This is a genomic window from Micromonospora sp. NBC_00389 (assembly GCF_036059255.1).
In the GTDB taxonomy this organism is placed as follows: Bacteria; Actinomycetota; Actinomycetes; order Mycobacteriales; family Micromonosporaceae; genus Micromonospora.
In genome coordinates, this window is sequence record NZ_CP107947.1 from 1,337,038 (window position 1) to 1,349,364 (window position 12,327).

The 12,327-nt window shown below is 71.5% G+C and carries 10 protein-coding genes and 1 pseudogene; 7 read left to right on the top strand and 4 right to left on the bottom strand.

What is annotated here, in order from left to right; all coding sequences use genetic code 11:
- Positions 1-6 precede the first annotated feature (6 nt).
- The 3 genes and pseudogenes from OG470_RS06340 to OG470_RS06350 form a co-directional block, all read right to left on the bottom strand.
- A pseudogene (locus OG470_RS06340) lies at positions 7-356 on the bottom strand (leucine zipper domain-containing protein); the annotation flags it as partial.
- Between the two features lie 129 nt (positions 357-485).
- A complete protein-coding gene (locus OG470_RS06345; protein ID WP_328421683.1) occupies positions 486-1,493 on the bottom strand; it encodes a DUF2637 domain-containing protein in 1,008 nt (335 codons plus the stop codon).
- A gap of 134 nt (positions 1,494-1,627) precedes the next feature.
- A complete protein-coding gene (locus OG470_RS06350; RefSeq protein WP_328421685.1) occupies positions 1,628-4,759 on the bottom strand; it encodes a BTAD domain-containing putative transcriptional regulator in 3,132 nt (1,043 codons plus the stop codon).
- 638 nt (positions 4,760-5,397) lie between these two features.
- Between OG470_RS06350 and OG470_RS06355 the strand changes: the two genes are divergently transcribed.
- The 4 genes from OG470_RS06355 to OG470_RS06370 all read left to right on the top strand — a co-directional run bounded on the left by OG470_RS06355 (position 5,398) and on the right by OG470_RS06370 (position 7,604).
- On the top strand, positions 5,398-6,024 hold the full coding sequence (locus OG470_RS06355; RefSeq protein ID WP_328426169.1) for an RNA polymerase sigma factor: 627 nt from the start codon (positions 5,398-5,400) through the stop codon (positions 6,022-6,024).
- 16 nt (positions 6,025-6,040) lie between these two features.
- Positions 6,041-6,913 (top strand): hypothetical protein, encoded by an 873-nt coding sequence (locus OG470_RS06360; protein ID WP_328421687.1) that lies wholly within the window; start codon positions 6,041-6,043, stop codon positions 6,911-6,913.
- 15 nt (positions 6,914-6,928) lie between these two features.
- On the top strand, positions 6,929-7,072 hold the full coding sequence (locus OG470_RS06365) for a hypothetical protein (RefSeq protein WP_328421689.1): 144 nt from the start codon (positions 6,929-6,931) through the stop codon (positions 7,070-7,072).
- A gap of 154 nt (positions 7,073-7,226) precedes the next feature.
- On the top strand, positions 7,227-7,604 hold the full coding sequence (locus tag OG470_RS06370; RefSeq protein ID WP_328421691.1) for an ArsR/SmtB family transcription factor: 378 nt from the start codon (positions 7,227-7,229) through the stop codon (positions 7,602-7,604).
- Positions 7,605-8,052: 448 nt separating this feature from the next.
- Here the strand turns inward: OG470_RS06370 and OG470_RS06380 are convergent, their stop codons facing one another.
- Positions 8,053-8,268 (bottom strand): hypothetical protein, encoded by a 216-nt coding sequence (locus tag OG470_RS06380; protein WP_328426873.1) that lies wholly within the window; start codon positions 8,266-8,268, stop codon positions 8,053-8,055.
- A gap of 85 nt (positions 8,269-8,353) precedes the next feature.
- Between OG470_RS06380 and recD2 the strand changes: the two genes are divergently transcribed.
- The 3 genes from recD2 (at position 8,354) to OG470_RS06395 (ending at position 12,308) form a co-directional block, all read left to right on the top strand.
- Positions 8,354-10,567, top strand: coding sequence for an SF1B family DNA helicase RecD2 (gene recD2, locus OG470_RS06385; RefSeq protein WP_328421693.1), 2,214 nt, complete (start codon positions 8,354-8,356; stop codon positions 10,565-10,567).
- A gap of 422 nt (positions 10,568-10,989) precedes the next feature.
- On the top strand, positions 10,990-12,069 hold the full coding sequence (locus tag OG470_RS06390; protein ID WP_328421695.1) for a hypothetical protein: 1,080 nt from the start codon (positions 10,990-10,992) through the stop codon (positions 12,067-12,069).
- Between the two features lie 17 nt (positions 12,070-12,086).
- On the top strand, positions 12,087-12,308 hold the full coding sequence (locus tag OG470_RS06395) for a hypothetical protein (RefSeq protein ID WP_328421697.1): 222 nt from the start codon (positions 12,087-12,089) through the stop codon (positions 12,306-12,308).
- Positions 12,309-12,327 lie beyond the last annotated feature (19 nt).

Consider the following 12,327-nt stretch of genomic DNA (forward strand, 5'->3'; position numbering starts at 1 on the left):
CGGCGGATGGCGCAGCCGGTTGAGGCGGCAGCGCACCAGCACGGCGTGCACGGTCGAGGCCGGCATGTCGAGGCGCCCGCCGATCTGGACCGGGCCCAGGCGCTGCTTGCAGCGCAGGTGCACGACCTGCGGACCATGGGCTGCGGTGTGCGTGCCGGGCTGCGGTGCGGGCGCGACGAGCGATCCTGCATACCGTCAGCGCCCTGCTCGCGGTAACGATCTGTCCAGCGTTTCGCGGTGCGCCAAGAGACGTCATAACGGCGTGCCGCCTGGGCGACCGGCCAGCCCTCGTCCACGATCAGACGCGCCAGCCGCAGACGTGCGCGTGGGGTCAAAGCAGCATTACGGTGGAGCATGAAGGCCTCCTGGTTGCCGGAGCGGTTCCTAGACAGCTCCACTCCACAACCGGAGGCCTTCACCTACCTACGACATCAGACCATGTCGTCACACAACCTCGACCAACCTCCCTGGACAGCACAACTAGGCTACGTCGCTGACGTTGTCGCCGCTGACGGCTGGCGGGTGGCTGGCGGCGGCCAGTACCGGCGGACCGTGCGTTCAGACCGGCCGATCCGCGCGGCGATCTCGGCTGGGTGCAGGGTGGGCTCACGCCGATACCAGTAAGCCACCGCGCTGGCGGTCTCCGTCGGCACGGGTCCCCCCTCGGAGACCGCGCCGTCTGCTGTATCCCTCTCCGTCCTGGGTTCCATGTCGGGCCTCCGTGGCGGTGGATCCACGCGCTGCCCGTCGTCGAGCCGATCTAGCGGCTGTGGGTTCGCGAATCGCTGGTGCGGGCGCGCGGAGCGGGACGCCTTCCCGTTGGCGGTGTCGGCGGGCGTGGCGGGGTCGCTGGCGTCGGCCGCCTGCGGCGGCAGGTCATTGCCGCGCTCAGCGGAATCGACGTTGGTCGTGTTTCCGGCATCCTGGCGAGCACCGTCAGGTGCCGCAGTGGGTGCGCAAGCGGTTGACGGCGAGGCGGTTGGTGCAGTGACGGCTTTGATCGGCCGTCGAGTCCGTGTGCCCGGTGGCACGGCCTCTGCCCCTGCAGCGGCGTGCTGCTGGGGAGCGAGTGTGCCGGGCTGAGCCGTAGGCTGTCGGGTCACGTGGGTGGGCTCTGTGGCCGGTGGGAATTCGGGCGATGCGATCAGCACAGGCTGGTGGTCAGGTGTCGCCGCGCGGATCCTGGCGGTGAGCTCGACGAGGCTGACGCTGGCGACGATGACGAGTCCGTCGACGGATATGGGCAGCAGGTATGCGGCGGCGGCTTCGGTCTCCCCGTATCGCGTGGCGACGCCGACGAGGTGCCAGTAGCTCACCCATGTCGCGATGGCGGCGATGATGGCCGTCGCGATGATCCGGATGGTGCCGAGGGATCGGCGGTGGTGCGGGACGCGGGAGATCAGTTCGACGGTGAGCAGCAGCGCCAGTGGTGGCCATGCGGCGATGATCTGGCTGATCGGGTTTGATTCGGCGTGCAGGACGTTTGCCGCCACGGAGGCGGCGACGCCGAGGGTGAGCGTGGCCCGTACGGCCCAGCGCAGCCGCCGCAGATGTGCGCCGGTGTCAGCCGACGCCGCGGCGCCGGCGGTGGCGGTGCTGGTCGGATTGCCGGTGTGCGGTGCGGTGTTCATGCGGACGCTCCGTCTGTGCGGGCGGAGCTTCGTGTCCGTGCGTCGCGGCCGGGGCGGCGCAGGTCGGCGGTGAGCTGGTCGGCTAGGGCGAGAGTGTCGTCGGCGGGTTCGGCGTCGATCTCGGCCAGCCGGCGGGTCAACGTCCGGCGTAGCGCGCGGATGGCGTCGAGGTGGCCGAGTTGCGCGCGGGCGCGCATGGCGGCCTGGTACAGCTGTTCGGCGTAGGGGTGTTGGCTTATTGCGGTGTCGAGGACGGCGAGCTGTTCCGTGGGTCGGCCGGCGAGTTCCTCGGCGAGGGCCAGAGCGGCGTCGAGGGCGTCCTGGCGGATCTTCTCCCGGTAGGGCTCGAGCCATTCGTATTCGCGGCCCTCGGCGAGTGGTTGGTAGGTGTCGACGGCGCGGCGCAGCTCCGTGACCCGTTCGGGTTTGGATCCGGCGGCGTCGGCGGCGCGGACTGCGGCGCGCATCCGCCACAGGTCGATGTTGAAGCTTTCGGGGTTGAGTTCGTATCGGCGGTGGGGGTGGGTGAGGTAGGTGCCGGGGCCGCCGTTGTGCCGCAGGACGCCGCGCAGGTCCGAGACGTAGGTGTGCAGCCGGTGCACTGCCTTGCTGGCGGGCGCGTCGGGTAGCAGGTCGTCCAGGATCGCCTCCGTGGACGCGCTGCCATCGCGGACCGCCAGATACACCAGCAGTTCGAGGGACTTCGCGCGCAGGCTGCGCTGCGGGTCACCGTCGACGATGCCGGGTATCCCGAGCACCCTCACCCCCACCCGTCCGGGTTGCCCCACCAGTTCGGCATCGACGTCCCGGCCGGCTGCGGCTGGTGACCGCCCGACGACGGCAGCCCTCCGGTGGTTGACTGTCGCCGTCGCGTCGTCTGTTGGGCGGGTGTCGCCGCCCTGGCTGGCTGCGGCGCTCAGCTCAACGGGAACCGAGACGTCGGTGATGCCAACGGCACCCGCCGGGGACTGTGTCTTGTAGGTGTCGCCGCTCCGGTCGTGGCCGGCCTCCACGTCCTGCTCGGCGTCGGCGTCCGTGTCAGTTGGTGCGACCACCGGCGTGTCTGTCGGTGTGGCCGCAACCGCCAGCGAGGTCGGAGTCGCGGCCCGGAGCGGTGGTGGTGCGGGTTCGGTCGGGGGCGGCGGCTGGGGTTGGCCGGTGTGCGACTCGGCGAGGGTGGCCAGCAGGTCCGCGGTTTCAGCAGGCGTGAGGATCGCGAGCCGGCCGACGTCGGCGGTATGCCTGCCAGGGCGCTGGCTCTCTCTATCGGCGGGGGTGGTGACGCCGTCGTCGGCCACCATGACGGTGTTGCCGTCGGACCATGGGCCGAGCAGCACCCCGTGGATGTCCAGGCGTTGGCCCTGCGCGAGCAGGGCGGCGACGCGGGCGCGTTCGTGGCGGGTGCTCGCTTCGGCCAGGAGCATGATCGGCGGCTGCGGCTCCTCGTAGGGGTCGGTGTGCCGCAGCTCGGCGACGGTGTTCACCTCGTGCCGGTCGAGCAGCCAGGTGCGGCGCATGGTCTGCGCTTCGAGGATCTGAAGGGCTTCGTCGAGTCCGGTGGTGATGGTCAGCCGGGGTGTGTGCGGCAGGTTGACCGCCGCGGGACCGAGCAGCGTGGCCGCGGTCGCGGACGGCATCACCACGTCGGTGCGGGCATCGATGTCGTCCAGGCCGCCGGCGGCCAGGGCGGCGGCGAGGAACCCGCGGGCGGCGGCGTGCGCACCGGGACCGGTGAGTCCGAGTCCGGCGGGCGGCCACAAAGCCGACAGCGGGTTGGCCAGCGACGGCACGACCGGCACGTCGCCGCCTGCTGTGGTTTCGCGGCGGGCGTCGGCCTGGTTCGGCTCGTCAGCGCCGGGACGGGTATCGGGGTGCGTGCCATTGCCGTCGTTCTCCGTGGCGGCGCCACTGCCCACGGCGAGGTCGTCGGTGTGCATGTCGACGCCCACCTCGGTGATCGTGTGGGGGGCGTCGCTGGTCGGCGCGTTGGCGTGGCCGGCGGTGAGCTGGCGCAGTCCCCGGCGGATCTGGCCGATCACCGGCGGCATCGGCGCGACGTCGAGGTCGGGATCGGTCGTGTGCGTAGTGGCCGTGGGCGGCCGGGGAATGTAGCGGCGCTGGCGATGCGCCCACACCAGCGCCACCGCGCCCGCGATGGCCAGGGCCAGGCCGATGTCTACCCAGCTGCCGCTCGGCAGAGACACGCCCCGCGCATCCCGATCGTGGGTGGGGGCATCGCCCGCTTCGGCGTTGGCGGCAGAGCCGGTCGCGGTGGCGACGGGTTCCGGGGCGCCGCTGCTCGGCGGTGCGGCCGTCGTGGTCGACGCGGGTGTGTTCGGCGTGACCGTGGCCGGGGCCGAGCTGCCTGGGGCTGGGGTGGGCCTGTTCAGCGAGGGTTGTGGTGCCTTGGCGTCCGGTTGATCGGTCGGCGGCGGCTTAGGCGGCCCCACATCTTTTGGGGGGCCGTCTGGGCTGGCGTGGGCTGGCAGGTTGAGGGTCCAGCCGGGATAGATCAGGTTCGGGTTGCGCAGCGTCCCGCCGACGCCGGGAAAGCGGGCGCCGCGGTTGAGGGCGAAGATGTCCGGCCAGCGGCGGTCGTCGCCCAGGCACCGCTCGGCGATGTCGGAGAGCGTGTCTCCACGCTTGACGATGTAGGTATCCCCGTGGCCGGTCGCGACACGGTTGAGCTTTGTGCCGCTCGCCGCCGCGTGGCTTATGAGGGTGTGACTGGCTTGCGGCGGGGTGAGGTGCACCGCGTCGGGCGAGTTGGTCATGTCGGCGTTGGCGGGCGCGGCGGCGTGGGCAGGGATGGCGCCCGTGCTGGCGCTGACCGCGGTGGCTCCCAGCACGGCCGCGGTCAGTCCCTGCAGCGGTCCCGGCAGGTGCAGCGTGGGTAGCCACCGCAGCGTGCGGGTGACCGGCGTGTAGGCGCGGGGGCCGACGGCGGTGACGAGCAGCGCCCAGATCAGCCAGGCGGCGGTTTGCGCGAGGCCGGCGATGAATCCGGCGGTCAGCGGTTGTCGGACCCAGTCCCGCAGCGCCCCGGTCGATGGCACGTCAGGCGTTGGCCATCCGCCGAGGTGAATGAGCGCGGCCGGAACGGCCGCGACCAGGAGCACGGATGCCATCGTTGTGGCGATAGAACCCGCTCTGGTTCGCATCACTGCCTCCTGCCTGATTGGTGTCGCCTGGCTGATCTGCGCGATCACGGGAGATCGCGGGCGTGGAGCTACAGGGGCGACGGACGGTGAGTGGGGGTGCCTGGCCGGTGGGTCGACGGTATGACCACAGGCGGTCGAGGAAGGTGTCGTGAGGGCTGACAGTGCCTCACACGGCCTTACACGACCTCACATCAGCAGGTCAGAGGCCCGCGCCGCGACCACCAGAGAGGAGTCGAGGGCCTCCAGGGGCACTCGCCCATGCCCTTCCCTAGCGAAGTAAGTAAGGGGCTTGGGCTCGCTCCGGTGCTTTCGCCCTCACATGGGTGGGCGTTACTGTGACGTGGTGCCGACCTATTGGTGGGGTGGTGAGCTCCTACCGTTGCCCGACTTGGGGCCACTTCACCGCGCCGGCGTGGCAGTGCGCCGATGGCCGTTCGTCGTGGCGAGTGTCTGGACGTGCCGCCCGGGCCGCCGCAGCCGCGAGCGCGATCCGGTTAGTGGGGGGCTAAGAGGCGTGGAATCAGGTCCGGTCAGCGGACCAGGCAGGGATGGCGTACGCCGGCGCCGGTGTCTGCTGGGCCACCGCGCCGGGGAACGGGCATGGCATGGCCGGTGAGCTGAGCGAGGCCGTCGCCGCGGCGCAGGCCGGTGACGAGGACGCCTTCCGCTTCCTCTACCGCACCCTGCAGCCGAGCCTGCTGCGCTACCTGACCGCGCTGGTGGGCGCCGACGCGGAAGATGTGGCGTCGGAGACCTGGTTGCAGATTTCTCGGGACCTGCCCAGCTTCACCGGCGGCGAGTTCCGGGCCTGGACGGTCACCATCGCCCGGAACCGGGCGATGGACCACATCCGCTGGCAGCGCCGCCGGCCGTCAAAGCCGGTACCGGTGCACGCGCTCAGAGAGCTGGCTGGCGACGCCGACACCGCCGAGCGGGCCGGGGAGACCATCGGCACCGACGCCGCGCTCGCGCTGATCGCCACGCTGCCACCCCGGGAAGCCGAGGCGGTCCTGCTCCGGGCCGTCATCGGCCTGGACGCCGGGACCGCCGGGCGGGTACTCGGCCGGCGCCCCGGCGCGGTGCGGACCGCCGCGCACCGAGGGCTGCGGCGGCTCGCCGGGCTGATCGAGCGCTACGATCCGAGCCAGCCACCAGCCGCGCTCGAGACCAGCGCGCGGCCGCGCGGCGACCGGCGCCGGCAGGCGCCGCACGCCGAACCGGCGGATGGTTGACGTGAGGGGATTCAGGATGAGTTTCCGCCGCTCCGGCCGACTCGCCGACCGCGCCGCGGCCGACCGGCTCCTCGACGCGGCGCGCGCCGCAACGTCCACGGAGGGTGCCGTCCCGGCCGACCCGCTCGCCGGGCTGCTCGCTGCGGCGGCCGCCCCGGCGCGCCCTGTCGAGCTGGCCGGGGAGCAGGGGGCGCTGGCGGCCTTCCGGGCGGCCCGCGCTGCCCCGGCATCCGCGCCCGCCCGGGTCCCCGGCCGCCGCCGGTTCACCGCCGGCGCCCTGGCCTGGGTCGCCGGGGTTCTCGCCACCGCGACAGCCGGCGCCGCCTTCGCGGCGGTCACGTTGGACCCTCCCGGGGCGCCGGTTCCGCCGTCTGGTCCGGCGACTCCCGCCCCGACCACCGGCCGCCCCGACGGATCCCCGACCGGCGGTGGCGCGCCCACCGCCGGCGATCCGGGCCGGTCCCCGACCGTCCCGTCGGCCCGGCGGAGCCCGAGCAGCGGTCCGCAGGACAGGGCGCAGCTCGGCGGGCTTTGCCGGGCGTACCTGGCCAAGAAGCCGGCCCAGCGGGAAAAGGCGCTAGCGACCTCGGGGTTCCAGCCGCTGGTGGCCGCCGCCGGTGGTGGCGCCGCGCAGGTCGACGCCTACTGCCAGCGCCTGGTCCCGGACACCAAGCCCGCCAGCAAGAACGGGTCCGGTACGAAGAACAGCTCCGGCACCGGGAGCGGGTCCGGCACGGCGAAGAAGCCCGGCACGACGGCCGAGCCGAGCCGGCCGGCGAAGGTTAAGCCATCCCACCCGGTCACCGGCCGGCCCACCGAGACCGGGGTACTGACCGGCCCGCCCCACGCAGCGCCGCCACCCAGCCCTGGCGGGGGCCACGACCGTTGAGGCTCGCTCGCACGGATGATCAAACTCGGCAGGCCCCTGGGGGCGGAGCTGAGTGGTGACCGGCTGACCCTGGCCGATGCCAATCCCGCCGAGGGTGTTTCTCCCGCCCGGCCGTCGGTGTTTGGCTCCGGCAACGGCGGCTCGATCAACGTCCACTGAGCACCGGTCAAGCCGGAGGGGTAACCACGACATCCGGACACCGAGCCCGGCTGCGGTCGCCGCTGTCACGCCGTCCACATCAGACCATCTCGAACACGCTCATAGGCATCGTGCATCGTCGATATGTGCGTGGGTGGATGCTGCTGGTGGAAGGATGGAATATGTGGGAAATGCCTTGGCTGAAATGACTAAGCCTCAGATCTCGCCGCTTGCCGGCGAGCCGATCGAACGTACCGATGCCGAGCGGCTGGCGGGGGTCCTGAAGGCCCTCGCCGACCCTGCCCGGCTGCGGTTGCTCAGCCTGATCCAGTCGGCCCCGGAGGGCGACGCGTGCGTCTGTGACCTGACCGCGCCGGTCGGCCTCTCGCAGCCGACGGTCAGTCACCACCTGCGTATCCTTACCGAGGCCGGCTTGCTGGAGCGGGAGAAGCGCGGTGTGCGGGCCTACTACCGGCTGGTGCCGAGCGCGATCGCCACGATCGCGGATCTGCTGACCCCGCCACGCAAGCGATCAGCGCGGAGAACCCGCTGACGCGTGACAATCTCACCGCGGGGGCGGGTGCGACCTACCTACCCTGTGGCGATGCGAACGGCTCATGAAGGGTCACGACTGAGGATGGACCCAGTGGCGATCACATCGCAGACGGCCTTCGCCCAGTTCGTTGTGGGGCAGTCCAAGACGCCCGGCAGGACCGCGGCTGGACCGTGGGCGACGTCACCAGGCACACCGGTGCCAGTCGCTCGACCTGTTCCGCTGGCTCGCCGGCGACTGGCAGCAGTGGCCAAGGTACGCGGCCTATGCGCCGCACTCGACCTGCCCATCGGGGCGGCGATGCGACCGCTCGCGCTGCCTGACCCCACCCGCCGGGGCGGCGACCGCAGCGCGGAGGAGATCGAGGCCGACATCAGCGTCATTCGGCAGCAGATGGCCGACAAATCTGTCCCGAGGCCGAGAAACATCAGATCCAGAACCCGCTGCGCTACGTGGCCCGCCGCGACGATCGGGCAACCTGACCGCCCCTGGCCACCACCGCCACAGGGCACAGTGCCGGGTGGCAGCGCACGGCTGAGGGGCCGGTGAAACGATTCGTCATCTCCTCGACGACCTTGTCTCTGGTCGGGTAGATCGTGTCCTTGCTGACCTTCGCCCCGTAGACCTGATCGAAGTGCCCGGCGACCTCGGCCGCCGCGGCCATCGGCAAGCTGACCGCCCGGCCACCACCGCCACATGGCGCAGTCGCGTCGACGCTGGGTGGCAGTGCACCCCTTGTAGGCGGCACCATGGTCGCCGTGACCGCTTCCACCCGCCCGCCCCTGGCGGTACTGGACGCGGTGCTGGAGCGGTTGACCTACGTCAACGAGGAGACCGGCTACACCGTCGCCCGGGTAGCCACCGACCGCGGTTCCGACCTGTTGACGGTGGTCGGTGCGCTGCTCGGCGCGCAGCCCGGGGAGAGCTTGCGCCTGTCGGGGCGGTGGTCGTCGCACCCACAGTACGGGCGGCAGTTCGAGGTCGATTCCTACACCACCGTGCTGCCCGCCACCATCCAAGGCATCCAGCGCTACCTCGGCTCCGGCCTGGTCAAGGGCATCGGTCCGGTGTTCGCCGAGCGGATCGTCGCCCACTTCGGCCTCGACACCCTCCGGGTCATCGAGGAGGAACCCGCACGGCTGGTCGAGGTCCCTGGGTTGGGTCCGAAGCGCACGGCGAAGATCACCGGGGCGTGGGAAGAGCAGAAGGCCATCAAGGAGGTGATGGTCTTCCTCCAGGGCGTCGGGGTGTCCACGTCTCTGGCGGTGCGGATCTTCAAGAAGTACGCCGACGCCTCGATCTCGGTGGTGCGCAACGAGCCGTACCGGCTGGCGGCCGACGTGTGGGGCATCGGCTTCAAGACCGCCGACACCATCGCCCAGGCCGTCGGCATCCCGCACGACAGCCCGCAGCGGGTCAAGGCCGGCCTGCAGTACACCCTGTCGGAGGCCACCGACTCAGGGCACTGCTACCTGCCCGCCTCGCAGCTCGTCGCCGACGCCACCAAGATCCTGAACGTGCCCGGCGACCTTGTCGCCGGCTGCCTAGACGACCTCGTCGGCGAGGAGGGCGTGGTCCGTGAGGGGCTGCCCGGCTCTGACGGCGAGCAGGTGCTGGCGGTGTATCTGGTGCCGTTCCACCGCGCCGAACAGTCCCTGGCAGGGTCGCTGCAGCGGCTGCTGGGAGTCCGTGCCGACCGCCTGCCCCATTTCGCTGACGTCAACTGGGACAAGGCCCTGGCCTGGTTGAAGGCCCGCATTGGCGCCGACCTGGCCCCCGAGCAGGAACAGGCCGTACGCCTCGCGCTCACCTCCAAGGTGGCGGTGCTGACCGGCGGGCCTGGCTGCGGCAAGAGCTTCACCGTCCGCTCGATCGTCGAACTCGCCGCCGCGAAGAAGGCCAAGGTCACCCTCGCCGCCCCGACCGGCCGCGCCGCGAAACGCCTGTCGGAGCTGACCGGGCATCCCGCGGCCACCGTGCACCGGCTGCTGCAGCTACGCCCCGGCGGCGAGGCCACCTACGACCGGGACAATCCCCTCGACGTCGACCTCCTGGTCGTCGATGAGGCGTCGATGCTCGACCTCATCCTGGCCAACAAGCTCGTCAAGGCTGTCCCGCCCGGCGCGCATCTGCTCCTCGTCGGCGACGTCGACCAACTCCCCTCCGTCGGCGCTGGTGAAGTCCTGCGCGACCTGCTCGCCGCCCCGGCCATCCCCCGGGTGCGGCTCACCCAAATCTTCCGACAAGCCGCCGAATCCGGCGTCGTCACCAACGCCCACCGCATCAACGCCGGCAAACCACCCCTCCTACAAGGGCTGAGCGACTTCTTCCTGTTCGCCTGCGACGACACCGACGCCACCGCCGCCCTGACCGTCGACGTCGCCTGCACCCGCATCCCCGCGCGCTTCGGCCTCGACCCGCGCCGCGACGTGCAGGTCCTCACCCCCATGCACCGCGGCCCGGCCGGCGCGGGCGCCCTCAACGGGCTGCTGCAACAGCGCCTCACCCCCGCCCGCGATGGGCAACCGGAACGGCGGATGGGCGGGCGGGTGTTCCGGATCGGCGACAAGGTCACGCAGATCCGCAACAACTACGACAAGGGCCAAGCCGGCGTGTTCAACGGCACCGTCGGCGTCGTCACCGCCCTGTCCGCCGAGGAGCAGTCCCTGACCGTGCGCACCGACGAGGACGAGAGCATCGACTACGACTTCGACGAACTCGACGAACTCGCCCACGCGTACGCCATGACCATCCACCGCTCCCAGGGCTCCGAATACCCGGCCGTGGTCATCCCCCTGACCACCAGCGCCTGGATGATGCTGCAACGCAACCTGCTCTACACCGCCGTCACCCGCGCCAAAAAACTCGTCGTCCTCGTCGGCTCCCGCCGCGCCCTCGCCGCCGCCGTCCGCACCGCCGGCGCCGGCCGCCGTCACACCGCCCTCAACCACCGACTTGCCTGACACCAGCTGATGCCGACGTCGCCCGGCAACCACGGACGGGCTGACCAGGGCACAGCATCGCCCCGCCAGCGTGGTGGCCGCAATCAGCGGTCCACCCCGGCGAGGGCCGGCATGATGACATCGGTAACCAGCTGCGGCTTGCTGATCATGATGACGTGGGAGCCTTCGGTTCCCCGGGTGTTGCCGCTGAAGCGGACTCTGGGAGTCGGAGTGCCCTTCGTCCCGAACTGGCTGCACCGTGGCCTGTTCGGGCTTCTTCCGGGGTCATGGGCTCTGCTGACGTCGGTCTCGGCCTGCACGCTCCGCAGCACCTGAGTGCCACGGTACCCAGGCGTACGAGAGTAGCTGTCGCCAAACGCCGGTCGGCCTGCGCCGTTGACCTCTGCCCCTGCCCGGCTGTTTGGATTGTTAGGCTCCGCGCCATGTTCTCGGGCGATGCAGATGCTGACCTGCGGCAGATGGCCGACGACTCCACCTTTCCGCACCGCGATGCCGCCCGGCACGCGGTGCGGTTCCGGGCCTCCGGCGACGTGGCGGACCTTGTCGCCGTACACGACGATCCGCACCCTTGCGGGATGACCGACGTGGTGTTCGCCATGGCGGGATCGAAGCGGCCCTGGCTCAACTGGGTGCCGATGCCGAGCGAGGCGATCAGCAACGTCGCCAACGAGATCGGTGGCCGTCGGGCGCGCGGCGAGCAGCTCGAGGTCACCGGCTTCGGGCTGTCGGCGGCGGAGCCGGCCAGCGCCATGACCGCCTGCCGCAGGATCGCCGGCCCAGTCGATATCGGCATCGCCGAGTTCCCGTCCCCCGATATCCGGACGCCCGTACGGCCCGGCCGGTACGCGGTCTGGCGGTACGACGGTACCGAGCCGCTGCCCGCTGGGCCGGCGCCGGCGGCCGCCGCAGTCGGGCTGCTGCAGGAGGTTGCGGGGGAGCCGTGGCAGTCGCCGCTCTCGGGGTACGTGAAGGCCGCCCCGCTCGGCGAGGTGCCGCTGGACGACCTGCTCGGGCTGCTCGCCCACCTGCCCGGCCCGCCGGACACCGCGCGCTGGCAGCACCTGGCCAAGTCGACGCCGACGTACTGGTACCGGCTCATGCAGGCGTGGGTGTGCCTCGGCATCCTGCACTACGCCAAGGACGAGCCGTGGTCGACCTCGACCCGACGCGAGGTGCTGGTGGACCTCGCCTTCGGCGTCGAGGACTGGGTCTCCGACGCGGCGCTGTTCGCGCTCGTCACCGCCGCTTACCGGGAACCGGACCTGCGGCCGGAGGTACGCCAACTCGTCCGGGCCCGGCTCGACGCGGCGGTGGCGGCGAACCGGCTGGTCACCATCGAGGAATCACTGGCGCAGCTGATGATCGTCACGCCCGGCTGCCGTCAGGACGACCGGGCGATGGCCACGGCCGTGTTGGCCCGTGCTGCGCAGGACGACGAAGAGGACGAGGAACCGGCGCCGGCGCCGGTCGCGAAACGTCGCTGGTGGCAGCGGGGCAGCTAGCAACGAAGGGGGCAGTGGTGGCCGCCGGCACCGCCGTCGGCCATTACCGGGACCTGCGGCCGGCAGACCGGCTGTTCATTCCCGGTAGCCGCGGCAGCATCAGCCGCCCCGGCCACGTCGGCATGTACCTCGGGCAGGGGCTGATCGTTCAGGCACCGCGCAGCAGCGACGTCGTGAAGATCAGCGGCCTGTCCGCCTGGAGCCGGCACCTGGCCGCTGTGCGTCGCCTCGTCGCCTGAACCCGCCGGTCAGTTCTTA

What these genes read in the sequence shown, in the direction of transcription:
- OG470_RS06350 (WP_328421685.1), bottom strand. Translation starts at nt 4,759, where the DNA reads ATGGCATCCGTGCTCCTGGTCGCGGCCGTTCCGGCCGCGCTCATTCAC.
- OG470_RS06355 (WP_328426169.1), top strand. Translation starts at nt 5,398, where the DNA reads ATGGCCGGTGAGCTGAGCGAGGCCGTCGCCGCGGCGCAGGCCGGTGAC.
- OG470_RS06360 (WP_328421687.1), top strand. Translation starts at nt 6,041, where the DNA reads ATGAGTTTCCGCCGCTCCGGCCGACTCGCCGACCGCGCCGCGGCCGAC.
- OG470_RS06365 (WP_328421689.1), top strand. Translation starts at nt 6,929, where the DNA reads ATGATCAAACTCGGCAGGCCCCTGGGGGCGGAGCTGAGTGGTGACCGG.
- OG470_RS06370 (WP_328421691.1), top strand. Translation starts at nt 7,227, where the DNA reads ATGGAATATGTGGGAAATGCCTTGGCTGAAATGACTAAGCCTCAGATC.
- OG470_RS06380 (WP_328426873.1), bottom strand. Translation starts at nt 8,268, where the DNA reads ATGGCCGCGGCGGCCGAGGTCGCCGGGCACTTCGATCAGGTCTACGGG.
- recD2 (WP_328421693.1), top strand. Translation starts at nt 8,354, where the DNA reads ATGGTCGCCGTGACCGCTTCCACCCGCCCGCCCCTGGCGGTACTGGAC.
- OG470_RS06390 (WP_328421695.1), top strand. Translation starts at nt 10,990, where the DNA reads ATGTTCTCGGGCGATGCAGATGCTGACCTGCGGCAGATGGCCGACGAC.